This window comes from Flavobacterium sp. ARAG 55.4, assembly GCF_051846875.1.
Taxonomy (GTDB): Bacteria; Bacteroidota; Bacteroidia; order Flavobacteriales; family Flavobacteriaceae; genus Flavobacterium; species Flavobacterium plantiphilum.
This window is the reverse complement of record NZ_JBPYCT010000011.1, coordinates 33,768-53,443: the sequence shown is the minus strand read 5'-3', so window position 1 is coordinate 53,443 and position 19,676 is coordinate 33,768. Positions and strand designations below refer to the sequence as shown.

The 19,676-nt window shown below is 31.1% G+C and carries 18 protein-coding genes; 17 read left to right on the top strand and 1 reads right to left on the bottom strand.

Features of this window, described 5'->3' with window-relative positions:
- Nucleotides 1-247 precede the first annotated feature (247 nt).
- Nucleotides 248-988: a tyrosine-protein phosphatase gene (locus tag ACSV4D_RS12765; RefSeq protein ID WP_439228573.1), complete on the bottom strand. Its 741-nt coding sequence runs from the start codon at nt 986-988 to the stop codon at nt 248-250.
- 320 nt (nt 989-1,308) lie between these two features.
- Between ACSV4D_RS12765 and ACSV4D_RS12760 the strand changes: the two genes are divergently transcribed.
- The 17 genes from ACSV4D_RS12760 (at nt 1,309) to ACSV4D_RS12680 (ending at nt 19,305) form a co-directional block, all read left to right on the top strand.
- A complete protein-coding gene (locus tag ACSV4D_RS12760; protein WP_439228572.1) occupies nt 1,309-2,178 on the top strand; it encodes an ABC transporter permease in 870 nt (289 codons plus the stop codon).
- A 216-nt stretch (nt 2,179-2,394) separates the two neighbouring features.
- The gene (locus ACSV4D_RS12755; RefSeq protein ID WP_439228571.1) at nt 2,395-3,657 is read left to right on the top strand and encodes an ABC transporter ATP-binding protein; all 1,263 of its coding nucleotides are present in this window, start codon (nt 2,395-2,397) and stop codon (nt 3,655-3,657) included.
- A gap of 3 nt (nt 3,658-3,660) precedes the next feature.
- Nucleotides 3,661-4,404, top strand: a complete 744-nt coding sequence (locus tag ACSV4D_RS12750) for a hypothetical protein (protein WP_439228570.1) — start codon at nt 3,661-3,663, stop codon at nt 4,402-4,404.
- Between the two features lie 18 nt (nt 4,405-4,422).
- Nucleotides 4,423-5,346, top strand: coding sequence for a glycosyltransferase family 2 protein (locus tag ACSV4D_RS12745; RefSeq protein ID WP_439228569.1), 924 nt, complete (start codon nt 4,423-4,425; stop codon nt 5,344-5,346).
- The gene (locus ACSV4D_RS12740; RefSeq protein WP_439228568.1) at nt 5,343-6,359 is read left to right on the top strand and encodes a glycosyltransferase family 2 protein; all 1,017 of its coding nucleotides are present in this window, start codon (nt 5,343-5,345) and stop codon (nt 6,357-6,359) included. Before ACSV4D_RS12745 ends, ACSV4D_RS12740 begins: the two co-directional genes overlap by 4 nt.
- Before the next feature lie 6 nt (nt 6,360-6,365).
- Entirely contained in the window at nt 6,366-7,538 is a 1,173-nt protein-coding gene (locus ACSV4D_RS12735) for a glycosyltransferase family 4 protein (protein WP_439228567.1), read from the top strand.
- 11 nt (nt 7,539-7,549) lie between these two features.
- Nucleotides 7,550-8,401, top strand: a complete 852-nt coding sequence (locus ACSV4D_RS12730) for a glycosyltransferase family 2 protein (RefSeq protein WP_439228566.1) — start codon at nt 7,550-7,552, stop codon at nt 8,399-8,401.
- A 53-nt stretch (nt 8,402-8,454) separates the two neighbouring features.
- Complete coding sequence (locus tag ACSV4D_RS12725) at nt 8,455-9,438, top strand: hypothetical protein (RefSeq protein WP_439228565.1); 984 nt, start codon at nt 8,455-8,457, stop codon at nt 9,436-9,438.
- 182 nt (nt 9,439-9,620) lie between these two features.
- On the top strand, nt 9,621-10,562 hold the full coding sequence (locus tag ACSV4D_RS12720) for a glycosyltransferase family 2 protein (RefSeq protein ID WP_439228564.1): 942 nt from the start codon (nt 9,621-9,623) through the stop codon (nt 10,560-10,562).
- A complete protein-coding gene (gene wecB, locus ACSV4D_RS12715; RefSeq protein WP_439228563.1) occupies nt 10,562-11,671 on the top strand; it encodes a non-hydrolyzing UDP-N-acetylglucosamine 2-epimerase in 1,110 nt (369 codons plus the stop codon). The genes ACSV4D_RS12720 and wecB overlap by 1 nt, the downstream gene beginning before the upstream one ends.
- Complete coding sequence (locus tag ACSV4D_RS12710) at nt 11,672-12,913, top strand: UDP-glycosyltransferase (protein WP_439228562.1); 1,242 nt, start codon at nt 11,672-11,674, stop codon at nt 12,911-12,913.
- Nucleotides 12,914-12,999: 86 nt separating this feature from the next.
- Nucleotides 13,000-13,917, top strand: coding sequence for a glycosyltransferase (locus tag ACSV4D_RS12705; protein WP_439228561.1), 918 nt, complete (start codon nt 13,000-13,002; stop codon nt 13,915-13,917).
- Entirely contained in the window at nt 13,914-14,987 is a 1,074-nt protein-coding gene (locus ACSV4D_RS12700; protein WP_439228560.1) for a glycosyltransferase family 2 protein, read from the top strand. Before ACSV4D_RS12705 ends, ACSV4D_RS12700 begins: the two co-directional genes overlap by 4 nt.
- The gene (locus tag ACSV4D_RS12695; protein ID WP_439228559.1) at nt 14,987-16,141 is read left to right on the top strand and encodes a glycosyltransferase; all 1,155 of its coding nucleotides are present in this window, start codon (nt 14,987-14,989) and stop codon (nt 16,139-16,141) included. The genes ACSV4D_RS12700 and ACSV4D_RS12695 overlap by 1 nt, the downstream gene beginning before the upstream one ends.
- Nucleotides 16,119-17,084 (top strand): glycosyltransferase family 10 domain-containing protein, encoded by a 966-nt coding sequence (locus ACSV4D_RS12690; RefSeq protein WP_439228558.1) that lies wholly within the window; start codon nt 16,119-16,121, stop codon nt 17,082-17,084. The genes ACSV4D_RS12695 and ACSV4D_RS12690 overlap by 23 nt, the downstream gene beginning before the upstream one ends.
- Nucleotides 17,085-17,171: 87 nt before the next feature.
- On the top strand, nt 17,172-17,999 hold the full coding sequence (locus ACSV4D_RS12685; protein ID WP_439228557.1) for a polysaccharide pyruvyl transferase family protein: 828 nt from the start codon (nt 17,172-17,174) through the stop codon (nt 17,997-17,999).
- Between the two features lie 148 nt (nt 18,000-18,147).
- The gene (locus ACSV4D_RS12680; RefSeq protein ID WP_439228556.1) at nt 18,148-19,305 is read left to right on the top strand and encodes a cytidylyltransferase domain-containing protein; all 1,158 of its coding nucleotides are present in this window, start codon (nt 18,148-18,150) and stop codon (nt 19,303-19,305) included.
- Nucleotides 19,306-19,676: the final 371 nt, after the last annotated feature.

Genomic DNA, 19,676 nt, shown 5'->3' with positions numbered 1-19,676 from the left:
AAAGAATAAAGAATAAAGAATAAAGAATAAAGAATAAAGAATAAAGAATAAAGAATAAAGAATAAAGAATAAAGAATTTAATTAATCGCTCAAAAAGACTTTTAATTATAAAGTGAAAAAATGATTATAGCCAAAAGAGTGTAAAAATAATCTGCTAATCTGCTGTAAGGTATTCAACCATAAAGATTTTAAAATAATTCGGAACCTGAGTGATAGCGAACGGGCGAAGCAATTCGGGGCTTATCTTTTAATCCAGCTTAAAAAACTGATTGTTTCCAATCACCTCTTGAAGCGGACTCCAGTCTTTTAATTTTATTTTTTGGTCAAAAGCCGCTATGTGATTGTCATGATGCACATCAGTACCTACAAAATCATACATTCCTTTTTGAAGAAGCTGTTCAGCAATTTTAGTAATACCTTCACCATAATAACCTGTTACGGCCAATAAATTAAGTTGAAACAGGCAACCTGCTTTTTTGAGTTTGGTATATTCGTCAAAATTTTTATGGTAAAATAAATAACGCTCGGGATGTGCTAAAACAGGAATATAGCCCGCTACTTGCAAATCAAACAAAATCGAATACAATTGAATAGGCGCATTGATGTATGACATTTCTACTAAAACGTAATTGTCTTTCAGTGTCAGTAAATCCTGAGACTGAAACAAACGTACAAATTGATCGTCCATCAGGTATTCAGCAGCCGCCTGAAAAGGAAAGCTAAAATTGTTATTTTGCAGCTCAGCAACAGTACTGTTTTTAGTAGCAAGAATCTGTTCTCGGGTATTTTCCCAGATATGCTGAATAATATGCGGAGTGGTTACAAATTGGCGTATTCCAAAACTTTCTAAAGCACGGATTAGCCTTAACGAATCTTCAAAAGTTTTGGCTCCGTCATCAATACCGGGTAAAAGATGAGAGTGGATATCAACATGGTTATCGGGAATTAAATCCTTTAAAACCGGCTTCGATTTGAATAATGTAAACATACTGCAAATATAAGAAAAAGAAGTCATATAAAGAAATTAGAAAAAAGAAGTTACAAGGCATAATTTTCGTTTTCCCTTCCCGAAACTTCGGGACTAAAGAGAACAGAAAATTCCGAACGTTCTTTATTAATAACAACATTCTATTTCTTTTTCTCCCTTTAGGGGTAGGGGAGAAAAAGAAATAAGTTTATTCGCAACTCACAACTCACCACTCACCACCGACAACGAACATCTCTTTTTGAGGTCAATAATCGTATTTATTTGGATATTGTACTAATCGATTAGTATATTTACCTGAAAAGAAAAGATAAATAGCATAAATGAATCCAGCTGATAATAGTAAAGAAAATTGGTTGTTTGAAATTACGCCAAAAAATAAATTCTTCTCGTTCAATCTTAAAGAAGTCTGGCAATACAGGGATTTACTGTTTCTTTTTGTAAAAAGAGATGTGGTAACAGTCTACAAACAAACTGTTTTAGGACCGCTGTGGTATTTGATTCAGCCTTTGTTTACTTCTATTACTTTCACTATTATTTTTAATACCGTAGCCGGAATTGAAACCGGTACAGTACCTCCGTTTTTATTTAATCTTGCCGGCATTACAGTCTGGAATTATTTTACAGCCTGTCTTAACGGTACCTCAAATACCTTTGCATCCAATGCCGGGATATTCGGAAAAGTCTATTTTCCAAGACTGATTGTACCTCTGTCAGTAGTGATTTCCAATCTGTTAAAATTTGGAATTCAGTTTTGTATTTTCATCGTTTTCTACCTTTATTTTTATTGTAGTGGTGCTGCTGTCAGTGTAAATCCTCTGGTGGTGTTTTTCCCGGTCTTAGTGATCATGATGGGAATGCTGGGTTTAGCATTAGGAATGATTATTTCTTCACTGGTAACTAAATACCGTGACTTCAGTTACCTGATCGGATTTGGTGTCCAACTGCTGATGTACCTTTCAGCGGTAGTATACCCCATGGCACTGATACAGGAAAAAATGCCTCAGTATGCCTGGCTGGTACAATACAATCCGCTGGCCTACATTATTGAAACCACCCGGTATTTGTTACTGGATGTGGGGCAAATTTCAATTACAGGATTACTCTATACATTTATACTCATCATTTTGTTATTTTTCGCAGGATTACTTATTTTTAATCGAACAGAAAAAAGTTTTATTGATACGGTGTAAGATTTCGTAAATTTTCGTTTTTCCCCAGCCCTAAAGGGAGCCGAAAATTTCAAGAAATTACTATATTTTTGATAGATAAAGACATTCCATTTCTTTTTTCCACCCTTTAGGGCTGGGGAAATAAAAAAGAAATAATAAAAAACGTTCTTATTTCTTTTTACTTTTAAGGGCGGGAGTAAAAAAAATCTGAAATTTATTTTATAACCTAAACCCACTATGAAAGACGTCATCTTAAAAGCCGAAAACATCTCTAAGCAATACCGATTAGGTGTGGTAGGTACAGGTACTTTAAAACACGATATCAATCGGTGGTGGCATCGCATCCGGGGTAAGGAAGACCCGTATTTAAAGATTGGAGAAACCAACGACCGTTCTGTTAAAGGCGAAAGTGATTACGTGTGGGCTTTGCAGGATATTAATTTCGAGGTAGAGCGTGGAGAGGTTTTAGGAATTATTGGGAAAAACGGAGCGGGAAAATCAACCTTATTAAAGATACTTTCTAAGGTTACCGCACCCACAACGGGAACCATCAAATCCCGTGGTCGTATTGCCTCATTACTGGAAGTAGGTACAGGTTTTAATGGCGAATTAACAGGCCGGGAGAATGTATACCTGAATGGCACTATTCTCGGAATGACCAAAAAAGAAATCACTGCCAAACTCGATGAGATAATCGAATTCTCAGGCTGTGAACGGTATATTGATACACCAGTTAAACGTTACAGCTCTGGAATGACAGTTCGCTTGGCTTTTGCCGTAGCCGCATTTTTAGAACCTGAAATTTTGGTAATCGATGAGGTTTTAGCCGTAGGCGATGCCGAATTTCAGAAAAAAGCCATTGGCAAGATGCAGGATATTTCTAAAGGCGAGGGAAGAACGGTTTTATTTGTGAGTCATAATATGGCGGCGGTTCAAAATTTGTGTACCAGAGGAATATTATTAGAAAATGGTACAATTAAGGCGAGTGGGAATATAATGGATGTTACTAATGAATATCTTAATAGTCATATTGTAGAGAAAATTGAATTGCACAAAGTTCCAAAAAGGAAAGGAAATGGATTATTGAAGTTTCTACATGCTAATGTTGAATCTTTAGACCCTTCGGGTTCATTATTAGAGACTTTTAAAGATATAAAAATTACAATTTATTTTTCAGTCAGTCAGGAAATGGATATCAAACAATCACGGATTGATTTAGGTATTAATAATTATATGGGTGATAGAATAGCATGGTTGTCCTCAAATGTGGTACAAGATGATTTTGACCTGAATTCGGGCAAGATTACATTTATTATTAAGCAAATTCCATTAGCACCTGGTGATTACAATTTTAATATTTATTCAGAAATAAACAATGAAGTAGCTGATTGGTTAGAGGGAGTGATTCCTTTTACCATAATAGAAAAAGATTATTATAGTACAGGAAAATTAATACCAAAGAATCAGGGAAATTTGTTGTTGGAATATAATGTAAAATAAAGTATGTATAACAAGCTGAAATCATTATTAGTAGAATATCGAACACGATTGAAAAAATTTGAGTCGAGACAGCTAACTATTGAAAAACAAACTAAAGAATTAGAATGGGCTCATGTATATCATGACAGTATAAGAGGTAAGCTATATTTAGAGCAGTTGAGTTTAAACATTGGTAGATGGGCAGGTAACTATGCTTTTTTTTATGTGCTTAATCGTATTTTGTCTGATTTTAAGCCACAAACAATTCTTGAATTTGGTTTAGGAGAATCCAGTAAAATGATTTCTGTATATTTAGAAAATGAATTAACAGCAAGCATTCATACTATTGTTGAGCAGGATGCCGATTGGATTGCTGCTTTTCAACAAAGATTTCAATTATCAATAAGGTCAAAAATTCTTTGTTGTCCTTTGACCGAAAAAGATATAAATGGATTTAAAGTGAATTCATATTCGGAGGTAGCCGAGAAAGTCAGCAGAAAATTTGATCTATATATAGTAGATGGCCCATTTGGGAGTGCTCGGTTTTCCAGATATGATATTATTGCTTTAGTGGAACAATTTGAAAGACACGATGAGTTTGTTATTTTGTTGGATGATACTAACAGAATTGGAGAACAGGATACCTTAAATGAAATTATAAATGTGTTGAAACTGAAAAATATTCCATTCTATATTGGAAATTATCATGGAAATAAATCTTTGGCAGTGGTATGTACAGAAAAATATGAATATGCGCAGTCACTTTGAAATGTTTTGTTGCAATAGATGTTAAAAATGAACAATCCCCTAGTTTCCATAATTATTCCCACTTACAACAGGGCTCATCTCATTGGTGAAACCCTCGATTCGGTTTTGGCGCAAACCTATGAAAACTGGGAATGTATTATTGTGGATGATGGAAGTACCGATAATACAGAGGCATTTGTAGAGGAATATAAAAAAAAAGATGCTCGATTTTCATACTATCATCGACCTACTGATAGACTTAAAGGGGGCAATGGGTGTCGTAATTATGCATTGGAAAACAGTAAAGGAAAGTTTATTCAGTTCTTGGATTCGGATGATTTAATTTCGTCCAATAAAATTGAAGTTCAAGTAAAGCAATTATTGAGACATGATGCTAATACAATTACTATTTGTAGATGGAAGCCTTATTGTAATTTCAAAGAAGAAAATGATTGGCAAAATGAATTTGAAGTATATAAAGATTTTAATAATATAGTGGAGTTTATAGATGCATTAGCTTTGTCTGGAGGGTTTTTACCGCCACATGCTTATTTGGTTAGCAGAAAGTTAATTGATCAAGCAGGTTATTGGATGGAAAATTTGGCAATAAATCAGGATGGTGAGTTTTTCGCTCGGGTATTTATAAAAACAAAAAAAGTAGTATTTAGCAATGATGTAGTTGTATATTATAGAAATAATAATGATAATAATGTAAGTCTTTTAAATAATGAGCTTAAAATAAGACATGCCATTTTAAGCTGGCAATTAATTGAATCGTATTTTCGAATTAATTTTGGGGAGAGTACTCGATTGGTTAGTATTTCAAAAAAATATTTATACCAGAGAATTTTTAAACAACACAAAAAAATAATAGAAGAAAACAGACTTTTTTTTGAAGATGAAATTTCAAAAAATAATTTTTCATTCAAAAGAATTGTGAAATACATAATAAGCAAAAAATGAAGCAGCCTCTAATTTCAATAATAATCCCCGTCTTTAACGGAGAAAAGTATTTGGCTGATGCAATAAAAAGTTGTTTGATACAAACCTATACCGACATTGAAATTATTATTGTGAACGATTGTTCTACGGATGCTACCTTAAAAATTGCAAAAGATTTTGCAGTACAAGATCATAGAATTCGCATCATCAATAATTTAGAAAATAAAAAACTTCCTGCTAGTCTGAATATTGGGCATAGGCATGCGAAGGGAGATTATCTGACTTGGACTTCTGATGATAATATCTATCAAAAAGATGCTTTGGCAATAATGTATACTACATTAGTAAATAGTACATCGGATATTGTTTATTGTGATTATCTAATGATAGATGAGGGAGGGATTATTAATGGACAAACTCGTTTAAAACCTATTGAATTTCTACTTTTTTATGGAGTGATTGGTGCCTGCTTTCTATACAAAAAAGAAGTTTTCTTAAGGAATAACGGTTATGATGAAAGTCTGTTTTTAATTGAAGACTATGATTTTTGGTTGCGTGCTTTAAAGCATAGTAGTTACAAAAAAATAGATAATCCTGGATATTATTTATATAGATATCATAAAGATAGTTTAACTGCCAAACTTCAGAATGATTCTGCATTAAAAAAACAATTTTTAACAAATTTATACAAACTATATGATTCTTTTTTTGATGACAAGCGAATCAAAGATAAAGAAAAACTAATAGATGTTTTAGTTTATAAATATCAATATGGGACATATGCAAGTATAGATACGGTTATGTCGACAAGTTTTTTTAACGATTTAAAGATTGGAATAAATTCACTGAAAGGTTACTCTTTTGAAAAGATAAAAAGAACAATTGTAGATGAAGTTATTGAAATTATAATGAACCATAAAAAACATCAAAAGATGTCATCTTTTTTGGCATTACACAAACTTGGAAGTGATATCATACTACGTTTGTCAATAAGGAGATATTTTGCAATAATAAAGAAATGTTTGTTTAAATGATGTTAAATGGATTTATCAAATAAAAGAATACTTCTTGTAATACACTATGGAGGTTTGGGAGGAGCAGAAAGACAGGCGCTTGGATTGAGTAAATATTTGACTGAAAAGCGTAACTGTAGAGTTGATTTGTTGTTAACTTTCTCTGGTGAAACTACAAAAGAGTTTGATGATTGTGTAAGAGAATGTGCTGTGAATAATATTTTTTATTTTGGAACGCCTTATTTGATATTAAGAAAGGAGCTTAGTATTAAAAATTTAAAACGTTTGAAATGGTCTGTTCAGTATCTGTTAAAACTCAGAGAAGGTCTAATGCCTCACAAAATAGATGTAATTATTCCGTTTTTAAATTTCCCGTCCAAGGTTTCTTTTTATCTTTATAAAATGTTACCATCGGTTAAATTTACCTTTTGGCATCAACTAGGATTAGACAATCTTGAATTAGATATTTTTGAAAGCATTGCTGTAAATAATATTCCTTGTGCTATTGGGAATGCTTCAAATTGTTTAGATATGTTTAGATCGACTTATCGTATTAATAGTGAAAAACTGAATGTACTACCCCAATATGTATCTTTAACAAAAAAAATAGGAAATGAAAAAGAAATAAGAAGACAATTTGAAATTCCCCAAAATGCAATAGTTATTGGAATGATAGCTCATTATCGACCAGAAAAATTTCATGATTTGCTTTTGAATTCTTTTATACAATTGAATAAAAATTATGATAATATCTATTTGGTTTTTTTAGGAAATAGAAGTAATATAAATACAAGCCAAGAAAAGTATGTTATATTACAGAGTATTATCAAAAATAATAATTTAGAAACTCAAGTGTTTTTATTGTCAGAGGTAAAAGTAGAAGAAGTATTATCTATTTTAGACATTGGTGTTTTGGTATCTAGAATTGAAGGTACACCTAATGTGGTTATGGAATATATGTTGTATTCATTACCTGTAGTAACGACAAATCATCCCGGTTGTAAAAAACTGTTGGGGGATTCTGAATTTTTAATCGAAAATAATGAAGTTACTTTATCTGAAAAATTAAATAAATTAATACTTTCAGAAGAGTTAAGAAAACGGGAAGGAAAATTAAATTTAGAGAAAATAAAAAAGTATGATATAGAATCTTATGTTCATAATTTTGAAGTAATAATGAATAAAACATTAAAAAAATAATTCAAAGTTTTATGAAAAAAAATGTGTTTTTAATTTCCATAATAATACCCTGTTATAATGATTGGCAATATATTGAAAAGGCGATAAATTCCGCAATAAGTCAAACGTATTCTAATAAAGAAATTATTGTGGTTGATGATGGTTCAAATCTCAAAACAAAATCTATTCTAAAAGAATTAGAACCCAAAATCACTAAATTAATTACTCAAGTTAATCAAGGACAAAGTAAGGCTAGAAATGTCGGTATTGAGGCTTCAAGTGGGAATTATATTTTAGTCTTAGACAGTGATGATTATTTTGAACCAAGTTTTTGTGAAAAGGCAATGGTATTTTTAGAGAATCCTGAAGTAAAATTAGTAACATCCTTTGTGAGAATATTTAATAATTTTTATTGTAGTGATTTTTATCCAAACGGAGGTAATTTAAAAGATTTTTTAATTTGTAACCAAGCTGGCACTGGTAGTGTAATGTATAGAAAGCAAGATTTTATTATTGCGGGAAAATATGATGAAACAATGAAATCTGGTTTCGAAGATTGGGAATTTTACATTCGATTATTGAAAAAAGGCGGTACAGCCTATGTAATACCTGAGTTTTTATTTAATTACAGAATAAAAGAAAATTCTACAACAACTAGGGCTAATAAAGAAAAATATAAGTTGCTGTATTTTATTTACAAAAAACATAAAAATTTATATGTTTTTTATTTTGAGGATTTTGTTCATCATTTATTGAATAGAATAGAAGAAGAAGAAAAGGCAAAGTTTAAAAACATACAGAGGGTTGAATATAGAATTGGACTCACTATATTAAAACCTTTTCGATGGATTAAAAGAACATTTAATATGAAGAAATTATTATAATTTGTGAAGTGAAAAATAACTTATTAGCTATTTAATCTTTAATAATTTGAAAAATGATAACTAAATGTTATACAATTAGAATAAAAAAAAATATACATAAAATACGTCTCTATACAATTAAGAAGTTATTTAGAAATTACAAAAATAAATACTTAATTGTAACACTAAAAGGGGGCTTGTGTAATAAACTTCATTGTCTATTCAGTGCTTGTGATATCGCCTTAAAGAAAAAGGCATATATAGTAGAGCCATATTTTGGTTGGAACAGTAAAATTCTATTTTCAGATATTTATGATATCGAGTATTTTAATGAAGTAATGAGTAAACATTATAGCAATAAAAATATAATGATTCCTAAAGATAAAATTAAAATTAATAAGTTTTTAAAGTTTTTAAACTTGAAACTAATAGATAATGATATTGACTTGTGGAATTATTCGGAGAAAGAATTAGAAATAGAGCGTAAATCTGGAATGCTAAGCTCTGAGTCAACTAAGTTAAAAGTATTAGAAGCTTTGAAGCTTAAGCCTAAATATGAAAATATCGTAAAAGAATATTTATTAAACGGGATAGAAACGGCTATTCAAATAAGAACAGAATCGGATTGGAAAAAACATGCTGAGTTTTTAGAAATATCGGATCAAAAAGAATCAGTATTAGTAAGTTTAGATAAAATAATAAGTATGCTTTCGACTGTGAGTAAATCTAAGAATATATTTTTTACATCAGGTGAAAATCATCAAGAAATAATAAACTATTTTAAGAAAAAAAATTATAGTTGTAATTATTTTTTTGATTCAAAACTTGAATATGAAATTAATGCTGCTATTAACTTTGAAATATGTAGTAGAGCAAGTTTCTTTATTGGAAATTCTAGAAGTTCCTATTCTAATTTAATATCATTAAAAAGAGCTTTACGTTTAAGTACTGATAAATCATTTATTTATAATTATGGAAATGAAATACATCTTCGTATTGACAAAGGTTTACAAACAACTGCCTTGGAAAGTATTAGCAAAAAGACAATTGTTTATTAAAGCTTAAATAAAAATCAATAAATATACGTTTATCTTCTGAGTTAAATTCTTGTAAAGTATTTATATATACAAGATTCTTAAATTTATTGATTATTAGTTTCAGTATCCTTTATAATTGTCTTTAAGTTACTTTTCATGGAATTATTTAGAAAAGTCAATTTTAAATAAAATAGAATATTTAAATGTATACAAAAAAAATAGTTTCAATAATAATGGCAACTTACAATAGGGAAGCCTATATCTCAGAAAGCTTACGATCTATTCAAAATCAGACCTATGTTAATTTCGAGTGCCTAATTATTGATGACGGAGGAGATGATAATACAGCTGAAGTTGTAGCTCCTTTTTTAGAGCAAGATCCTCGATTTCAGTTTTTAAAACGATCTGACAGTTATAAAAAAGGATTACCGGGTTGTAGAAATTATGGCATAGATTTAGCAAAAGGAAATTATATTATTTTTTTTGATGATGACGATATTGTCCATCCTCAAAATTTAGAGCTATGCGTTTTAGAAATATCTAGAAATAATGTCTCTTTTTGTAGGTTTGTTAGGGAAGTTTTTAGAGGGGATTTTAAATTTAATTTTGACTATTCTAAAACTTATAATTCTTTTTATATTGATAAAATAGATATAGAAAAAATATTAAAAAATGAACTTCCAATTAACTCCTGTGCAGTGATGTGGAAAAAAGAATGTTTTGATAATAATAGATTTGTGGAGCATTTAATGTATGCCGAGGAATGGGAATTGTATTCTAGGATTATATCTACAGGATTTAGAGGGATATCAATAGAAAAATGTTTGTTCTTTGGTCGTAAACATGCTAAGTCAAACACAGGAGAATTTTACAGTAATAGCCCTATTCGAAGAGCATCCTATGCGGAAGCAATTTTATTAGTGTTTGATAATTTAGTTGAACATGAATTGCTTACAAAAAAAATATTACATTATTTTATACAACTTTCTTTAAATTTCAAAGAGTATAAATTGTTTCAACGACTATTAATTAGAACACCATTATCAAAGTTTAAAAAACTAAGATGGTATTTTTTTTATTTTAGTTTACCTTTACGATTATTTGCTTACGGAAAGTGGAAAATAATGAAAAAAACGTATTTTTAATGAAAATCTTATTGTGTTTTGGCACCCGGCCTGAAGCTATTAAAATGGCACCATTATATCATGCTTTGAAAGCACAAAAAAGTTTTAAAGTATTGGTTTGTGTAACCGCCCAACACAGGGAAATGCTGGATCAGGTATTGGCGTTTTTTGAAATCGTTCCCGATTATGATTTAGATCTAATGCAGCCCAATCAAACACTGAATAGTCTTAGTGCTGTTATTTTGTCAAATATGGATAGCATACTTCAGGAAGTAAAACCAGATTTGGTTTTGGTACATGGAGACACCACCACTTCTTCAATGGTAGCCTTAGCTGCCTTTCATTTAGGGATAAAAATAGGACATATCGAAGCCGGATTGCGTAGTTTTAATAAAAAGTTTCCTTTTCCTGAGGAAATTAACCGACAGTTTACGGGTAAATTAGCCGATATCCATTTTACCCCTACGACTGTGGCCACTCAAAATTTACTGAACGAAGGAATTCCGTTTCAAAATATCATACAAACCGGGAATACGGTTATTGATACGCTGCTATGGACTAAGGCTAAAATTTCGGAAGATGGATATTTACTTCCTGAAATTGAACTATTAAAAAAGACTATACCTATGGATAAAAAAATAGTTTTAGTGACAGGACATCGCAGGGAAAATTATGGTTTGGGTTTAGAAAACTTATGTGAGGCACTATTGACTATTGCCGAAAGGGAAGATGTGAGCGTGGTGTATCCGGTACATTTAAATCCCAATGTACAGGATTTGGTAAGAGAAAAGTTGAACAATAAAAAAAATGTTTATCTGATTCCGCCTTCATCCTATCCTGCTTTTGTGTGGTTGATGCAACAATCTTTTTTGATTGTAACTGATTCCGGGGGAATACAGGAAGAAGCGCCCTCTTTAGGGATACCTGTTTTAGTAACCCGTACAATTTCGGAACGACCGGAAGGAGTCGAAGCCGGATTTTGTAAAATAATAGGTAATGAACAAAAAAAGATTGAAGAAAGTATTGAGGAACTTTTAAATAATTTTTCGGGTTTTGACAATCCTCAAAACCCATATGGTCAAGGCCATGCCTCACAAAAGGTTGTTGATTTTTTAGCAAGTAACACATAGATGAAAATATTGGTAGTTGTTGATTCAATTGATATTGAAGATAGTAGTGGTTCTAAAGCTAATGTGGCTTTAATTCAGAATTTAAAAAGAGCGGGTTTTGAAACATTAGTATATCATTATTCCAGAAAAGAAATACATTTGGAAGGGATTAAATGTGTATCAATCAAAGAAATTAAATTTTCTTTTATGTATTTTTTGAGTCGGACACAACGTAAAATTTCTAAATATTTAAAAATTAATATAAATACAAAAGTAGAATCTCTTTTTGGTTTTTCTTTTACTTTTTTTAATGATGTAAACAGTATAACAAAAGCTTTAGAAAAAGAAACTCATTTTCAGCCTGATTGGGTACTTACCTTAAGTTACGCATCTAGCTTTAGGCCTCATAAGGCTCTTTTAGCTTTGCCTAAATGGCATCCTAAATGGTTAGCTTATGTTCATGATCCTTATCCAATGCACAGTTATCCCAGACCCTATGATTGGGTAGAACCTGGACATCAATTCAAGAGAGATTTTTTTCTTAAAATTGTTAATCATTCTCAATATCTGTTGTATCCGAGTCAGCTTTTAGCCGATTGGATGAAAAGTTATTATCCGGGACAAAAAAATGAAGCTGTTATAGTTCCTCATCAAATTGCGGAAGAAATATTCAATAAAGAAAAAATTTTAACGTATTTAAATCCTAATGATTTTATCATTTTACATGCGGGAAATATGATGAGTGCAAGGAACCCCATGTCACTTATTGAAGCATTTGAACAATTTTTAGAGCAGAACCCGGAAGCTAAAGCATGTGCGAAGTTGTATTTCATTGGAGCCCCTTCTTGTTTTGATGAATCTATTAGGGAAAAACAAAAAAAACTTGCTCAGCTCTTTTTGAGTGATGGTTCTATACCTTTTAAAAAGGTATTGGTTATGCAGCAACAAGTTACAGTAAATGTTATTTTAGAAGCGTTAGGTCCAATAAGTCCTTTTTTGCCTGGTAAATTTGCTCATTGTATCCAATCCCGAAAACCAATTTTGTTGTTAGGACCTTTTTATAGTGAGTCAAAACGATTATTAGGAGAGCAATATCCATATTGGAGTCCCATAAATGATATTGATAAAATTAAGGAACATATTTCTACTTTTTACCAGCTTTGGTTAGAAAACAAAGGTTTAGTAAATATGAACAGAGAGGATTTATTATATTATCTTTCATCTGATTATCTTAAAGAAACTTTAAGTAGGTTGAAACTATAATAAATAATGATAATGAATTTTTCTTTTAAATTTTACTGAATATTTCAATTGTAAGTTTTTCTAGGAATATATAAAATAACATGTTAATGAGTAGTAATCAAGTGAGTGTTTTTGTATTGACTTACAATCAGGAAAATTTTATTGCTCAGGCAATAGAAAGTATTTTGATGCAAAAGACTAATTTTACTTACCAATTAGTAATAGGTGAAGATTGTAGTACTGATACTACAAGGGAGATTTGTGAAATTTATGCTCAACAATTCCCTGATAAAATTAAAATTTTACCCGCCCTTGATACTAATATTGGCTTGATTGCTAATTATATGCGAACTTTAAAGGAATGCGATGGTAAATACATCGCTATTTGTGATGGAGATGATTATTGGCTTGATGAATATAAATTGCAAAAACAAGTTGATTTTCTAGAATCTAATCCCGATTTTTCAATAATATATACAAGAGTTAGGAAGCTTTATCCAAATGGAGAATTTAAAGAATCCACTGTTATACCACAAAAAACATCAAGTACTTTTGATGATTTAATTTTTGATAATTATATTCCTTCAGTGACAGCCCTTTTTAAAAATATTCAGGATAATTGTAGTGAAATTCCTGATTGGATTTTAAACTATCCTTATGGAGACTGGCCTACTTATTTATGGACAATAAAGAATGGAGGTAAAGTGTATTTCTTAGATGAAATTACAGCAGTTTATAGAATGGAAATAGGTGTATCTTCTAAAATTAGAAAAAAAGTAAGCACAATTGATGAAATTAATTCGCGAATAACTCGTGAAATTTTAAAAGATTCAAGTTTTAAGTCTAGGAAAGAAATAGTAAAACAAGCATTAATTAAGCAAAAAATAAGATTAATGGTTCGATATAATAGAGAGAGAAATTATGTAGAAGCCTTTAAATTGTATTTTTGTAATCTTAAATATTTTTTTCACATATATTCGGTTTCAAAAATGTATTTGTATTCTTTATATAAAAGCTATCGATGATAACCTTAGTTTTAACTATCCGTAACCGCAATTTACGAATCGTGAAAAATTGCCTCCAATCTTTGTCAGAACAGAGTTGTACTGATTTTGAAGTGTTTTTAGTAGATTATGGCTCTAATAAAGAGTATAAATTACAATTAGTAGAACTACTAAAAAAGTATTCTCAAATCAATTATATTGATTGTCCTGTTCAGGGACAGCTTTGGAACAAATCTAGAGCTATTAATATTGCCCTGAAGCAATCTAATAAACCTTATTTTTTTGTTGGAGATATTGATATGTTGTATCGTCATGATTTTGTAGAAAAATTGTACAGGCTTAAAAAAGAAGATCAAGCTGTTTATTTTCAGGTAGGAGTGTTGAGTCAGTCAGAGTCAATAATAGATAAACCATTTGAAGATTATATAATAAAACATAAAACCAATGAGGAAGCAACAGGAATGACATTATATCCTACAGAACTCTTAAAAAAAATAAATGGTTATGATGAATTTTATCACGGCTGGGGGGCTGAAGATACTGATGTTCATATTCGATTACGTAATGCAGGAAACAAAGTGAAATTTTATGATAAAGAGATTTTGATCAAGCATCAATGGCATTCTAAAAATTATAGGACAATTCAAAGCACATATCCCTATCATTTTACTTTAGAGAGAATTAATCATTCTTATATACAACTTTCACAGAGTACTAAAAAAATAATAGCAAACGTAAACAGTGAATGGGGAGTTTTACCTAATAAAAATCATTATTCTAAGCTTTTGGAAAATCCTAATTTGGTTATAGAAATTCTTCCTGATAATGTAAAATTAGATGCTTTTTTGGCTCAAATGGATGATTTTGAAAATAAAGTAATATCACTAATTATAAAGAATCCCTCATTTTTAAACAAAATTGAACAGCAGCTAAAAAAGGTTTTAGGGAAAAAGTATCTAAAGTTTTTATCTATGAAAAAAGTTAATGATATGATTTTACGAGAAATAGTTCTTCATTATAGAAATTTGCCCTATCAATATTCTTTTGAATCTGATAATAATAAAATTCAATTTAAAATTTATTTTCCATAATGAAAATCCTAATGGTCTCCATTCCTTCGCTCCATTTTTTTCGATGGACGGCACAGCTTCAGGACTCCGGTCACGAAGTCCATTGGTTTGATATTTCCGGTATGAGTGATAAAGTGGAAAGAATCAATTGGGTGACTCAAAAAACATCTTGGAAATTACGATGGGACTATCCCGGACGCACATTCATAAAGTCAAAACTGCCAATAATTTACCGCTGGATAAAAAAAATCAATGACAGAGATACTGCTCGGGTTTTTGAAGACTATCTTAACGAAATCAAACCTGATGTAGTGCATAGTTTTGCTTTGTATTTGTCTTGTGCTCCAATTATTTCGGTAATGGAAAAATACCCTGATCTAAAATGGATGTATTCTTCCTGGGGGAGCGATTTATTCTATTTTCAAAATATTCCAGAGTATTTAAAAGACATAAAAAGAGTATTACCCCGAATTAATTATTTATTCACCGATTGCCAACGCGATTACAAAATAGCCCAAATATATGGATTTGAAGGAGAGTTTTTAGGCGTTTTTCCAGGAGGAGGAGGATATGATTTATCTGAAATGGAAAAATATAAAACTCCTGTTGAACAAAGACAAACAATTTTGATAAAAGGTTTTCAGGGACGTTCCGGTAGGGCTATTCCGGTTTTGAAAGCTATAGAACAATTGCAGGACTTATTTTCTGATTTTGAAATTATTGTTTTTGGAGCAGATTCTGTAGTATTCGATTTTATAAACAAATCTCCATTAAAACTTTGGACAAATTTTAAAATTAAAGGAAAGATAATCCATAGAGAAGTCATAAAACTCATGGGGGAATCCTTGATATATGTTGGAAACAGTAATTCAGATGGAATTCCTAATACCTTGTTGGAGGCCATTTGTATGAATGCATTTCCCATTCAATCTAATCCGGGAGGAGCAACGGCAGAAATTATTGAAAATGGTGTGAATGGAATCTTGATTGAGAATCCGGATGATTTAGAAGAAATAAAACAACTTTTTTTGAAAGTTATTATCCAACGCAACACTATTAATAAAATTTGCATATCCAATGGTCAAACAGAATTTATAAAAAGTCTTGATTTTGATGTCATCAAACAGTATATACTTCAAAAATATAACATAAATGAGTACAATAAAACTATATAAAGTTTCATCTTTTAAATATACACCTTTTGATGATTTTGAAGAAGGAGATTTGGACTATTTAAAAAAAAATAATATCTATGTTATAGATAAGATAAAAGACGCAGATATAATAATTTCTCAAAATTTTAAATTTCTTAAGAAATATTTTTGGAGATTTATTTTCGGTAAGAAGTTCTTAATATGGACAGTTGAGCCGAGATTTGATACTCATTTTGTTAAAAGTAAAAAATATTTATTTGGAATGATTAAATGTCATTTTATGAATATATATACTAGAGATATATTTGTTACGAATCTATCTGTGCATTGTAAAAAAATAAACCAAAACCTAGAGATTTTTCCCGATAATTTTATACTTGATTCTAAAAAAACTGTTTCTTTAATGTCTTATTATCAAGGAATAGATGCTTCTCCATTAATATATAAAGGTAATAATATTGACCTTGTAGCTCTCAGATCTCGAGTAGCTTTGTATGGGAATAGCAAGGGAGTTTTAGATATTTATGGAAAAGGATGGCCTAAAGGTATTTCGATTGAAGATTCTCGAGATGGCGATTGGGGGCTAAGTAAAATAAGAGTCTTAAGTCAGTACAATTTTAATTTGTGTTTTGAAAATACTGCTGCTTTCAATTATATGACAGAAAAAATTTGGGATAGCATTCAAAATTATTGTTTACCAATCTATTATGCTAAGAATACAAATGCATATGAGGTATTTCCTGAAAATAGCTTTATTGATTATTCACAATTTTCCTCGCCGGAAGAACTCTTTAACTTTATAGATAATATGTCTTCAGAAGAGTTTGTGATTAGAATAAATAAATGTATTAGAGTTTATAATACAATTAGCAAAAAAGGAATCGCTTTAGTGAAAGAAGAAAGGAAAAAAATATTAGATCAAATTGTGTTGAAATTATTTTTAATGTCTAATAATGAATGTTGATTTTATTTGGAACAGAAAAAAGTTATATATTGATTAAGTCATCTGATATGAATTTGTCAATGTTTGAATATCTAAAAGTAAGAATCAATGAAATTTTCAAAAACAATTCGACTATTCTGGTGGAATGAAAAACTGATACAGGGCAAGCCCAAAGAGAATTATGGCGACTTGCTGGGGAAGTATCTGGTAGAAAAAATTTCAGGAAAAAAAGTGGTTTTTGCCTGGCCTAAGAAATGGACTGTATTAGATTATTTTACGCCTATCCATGTAACTGTAGGAAGTATTCTAACCCATGTTAACCACAAATGTATGGTTTGGGGTAGTGGGATTATCAGCAAAGAATACCCAATTAAACAAGCAAAGTTTTTAGCCGTCCGTGGACCACAAACCCGTGAATTTCTTTTAGAAGCAGGCTATGAAGTCCCTGAAGTTTATGGGGATCCTGCTTTATTGTTGCCTCGTTATTTTGCTCCAAAAATAACAAAGAAATACAAATACGGACTGATTCCACACTATGATGATTTTAAAGTAGTATCCAATTGGTTTCAAAATAATCCCGAAGTACATTTGATAGATATGATGACGACTGATGTAGAATCGAAGACGATAGAATTTCTACAATGCGAAAAAATAATATCTTCTTCCTTACACGGAATCATCGTAGCACATGCCTATGGCATTCCTGCGATTTGGCAGAAATTTTCCGATAAAGTTTTTGGAGACGATATTAAATACCAGGATTATTTAGAGTCAGTAGATATCGCTTTTTATAAACCGAAAATACAAGAAGTGTGTTATTCAGAATCTGAATTAGAGCAGTTATTTATTACTTTTCCAAGTTTACCAAAAGAGGAACTTCTGGAATCTTTACGAAACGGTTTGATGGAAGTTTGTCCTTTTAAAAAAGAAGTTTAGTATATAGTATTTTGTTAATTATTTTTGATACTGCTTCTGTCAGACTGAGCTTGTCGAAGTCCTTGCTCAGACTTACAAAAAAATAATGAATTAGCAGTCTCAAAATACTATATTTGTTTTTAAGTCCAATAGGTAAAAAGACCAATAAATGAAAAAAACAGCCATTATTCCGTTACGCAAAGACTCCAAAGGAATTCCAGGGAAAAACAAAAAGAAAATGTTGGGTCGTCCTTTGTTTGCCTGGATACTGACCGAAGCTGTTTTTTCTGATTTGGATGAAATCTGTGTGTTTACGGATGATCAGGAAATTATAAATTACATTGACAACGAATACCATTGGACACCCAAGGTAAAAGCATTATTGCGTTCAGATGAAAATGCCACAGATACCGCTTCTAGCGAAAGTGCGATGTTGGAATTTGCTGAAAATACACAATATGATTTTGATATCTTATGTTTGTTGCAGGCCACTTCGCCAATGACTACAGTAGCGGATATCAATGCTGTTTTAAACAAAATAGAAACAGAAAAATACGATTCGGCTTTAACTGTTGTCAATACAAACCGTTTCACTTGGAACGAAAATGGAACTCCACAAAATTATAATGTATTTAACCGGCCTAGACGCCAGGATTTTGATGGACTATTAATAGAAAATGGAGCAGTTTATTCTACTACAAAATCCGCTTTTTTGGAAACAAAAAACCGCCTCAGTGGTAAGATTGGTTTGATAAAAATGCCTGAAACGACTTTGGTCGAAATCGACTCGATGACCGATTGGAAAATTAAAGAAGAATTACTCGCTTCCCGACTTAAAAAAGCCAAAAAACACCAAAGAATCGATTATTTGGTTTTAGATGTAGATGGAGTTTTTACGAATGCGCAGGTGTATTATTCAGCTGACGGAGAATTAGCCAAAGCCTTCAATATGCGGGACGGTATGGGATTAGAGATTTTAAGACAAAATCAGCTGAAAGTTGTAGTAATTACATCAGAGAATTCAGAAATCGTTGCCCAACGAATGAAGAAACTTCAGATTGAAAATACTTTTTTAGGAGTAAAAGACAAATATGCTTTTTTACAGCATTTCGCGAAGGAAAAAAATACCGCTTTGGCAGCGATGGCTTACATAGGAGATGATGTCAATGATTTAGCAAATATTTGTAGTGTAGGCTGGTCTTTTGCACCGGCAGATGCCATAGAAATAGTGAAACAAAATGCAGATTATGTATTGACAAACAAATCATCCGAAGGCGCCATCCGCGAAGCCTGTGAGTGGATTATAAAATATAATTCTAGATATTAATCCCACCATTGTCACACTGAGCCTGTCGAAGTGCTTATAGAAAATACTATCGATTTCGTCAGATTACCCTTTTCAAAGATCATAAAAGTAATCCCACCATTGTCAACTGAGCTAAGCCTGTTCTGAGCATGACAAAGAATCGAAGTGATTTTATAACATCCCAATGTCTTCGACAAGCTCAGACTGACAGCTGTATAAGTAACGAATAGAATAGGAAATCCCATTATTATCACACTGAGCTAAGTCTGTTCAGAGCATGACAAAGAATCGAAGTGATTTTACAAGCTCAGACTAACAACAGTATAAGTAGCAAATAGAATAATAAATCCCACCATTGTCACACTGAGCCTGTCGAAGTGCTTATAGAAAAT

Bases quoted from the DNA above. Each gene is read 5' to 3' on its own strand.
- ACSV4D_RS12750 (WP_439228570.1), top strand. From the start codon at position 3,661: ATGTATAACAAGCTGAAATCATTATTAGTAGAATATCGAACACGATTG.
- ACSV4D_RS12765 (WP_439228573.1), bottom strand. From the start codon at position 988: ATGTTTACATTATTCAAATCGAAGCCGGTTTTAAAGGATTTAATTCCC.
- ACSV4D_RS12720 (WP_439228564.1), top strand. From the start codon at position 9,621: ATGTATACAAAAAAAATAGTTTCAATAATAATGGCAACTTACAATAGG.
- ACSV4D_RS12705 (WP_439228561.1), top strand. From the start codon at position 13,000: ATGAGTAGTAATCAAGTGAGTGTTTTTGTATTGACTTACAATCAGGAA.
- ACSV4D_RS12710 (WP_439228562.1), top strand. From the start codon at position 11,672: ATGAAAATATTGGTAGTTGTTGATTCAATTGATATTGAAGATAGTAGT.
- ACSV4D_RS12730 (WP_439228566.1), top strand. From the start codon at position 7,550: ATGAAAAAAAATGTGTTTTTAATTTCCATAATAATACCCTGTTATAAT.
- ACSV4D_RS12680 (WP_439228556.1), top strand. From the start codon at position 18,148: ATGAAAAAAACAGCCATTATTCCGTTACGCAAAGACTCCAAAGGAATT.
- ACSV4D_RS12735 (WP_439228567.1), top strand. From the start codon at position 6,366: ATGGATTTATCAAATAAAAGAATACTTCTTGTAATACACTATGGAGGT.
- ACSV4D_RS12695 (WP_439228559.1), top strand. From the start codon at position 14,987: ATGAAAATCCTAATGGTCTCCATTCCTTCGCTCCATTTTTTTCGATGG.
- ACSV4D_RS12725 (WP_439228565.1), top strand. From the start codon at position 8,455: ATGATAACTAAATGTTATACAATTAGAATAAAAAAAAATATACATAAA.
- ACSV4D_RS12700 (WP_439228560.1), top strand. From the start codon at position 13,914: ATGATAACCTTAGTTTTAACTATCCGTAACCGCAATTTACGAATCGTG.
- ACSV4D_RS12740 (WP_439228568.1), top strand. From the start codon at position 5,343: ATGAAGCAGCCTCTAATTTCAATAATAATCCCCGTCTTTAACGGAGAA.
- ACSV4D_RS12760 (WP_439228572.1), top strand. From the start codon at position 1,309: ATGAATCCAGCTGATAATAGTAAAGAAAATTGGTTGTTTGAAATTACG.
- ACSV4D_RS12745 (WP_439228569.1), top strand. From the start codon at position 4,423: ATGTTAAAAATGAACAATCCCCTAGTTTCCATAATTATTCCCACTTAC.
- ACSV4D_RS12755 (WP_439228571.1), top strand. From the start codon at position 2,395: ATGAAAGACGTCATCTTAAAAGCCGAAAACATCTCTAAGCAATACCGA.
- wecB (WP_439228563.1), top strand. From the start codon at position 10,562: ATGAAAATCTTATTGTGTTTTGGCACCCGGCCTGAAGCTATTAAAATG.
- ACSV4D_RS12690 (WP_439228558.1), top strand. From the start codon at position 16,119: ATGAGTACAATAAAACTATATAAAGTTTCATCTTTTAAATATACACCT.
- ACSV4D_RS12685 (WP_439228557.1), top strand. From the start codon at position 17,172: ATGAAATTTTCAAAAACAATTCGACTATTCTGGTGGAATGAAAAACTG.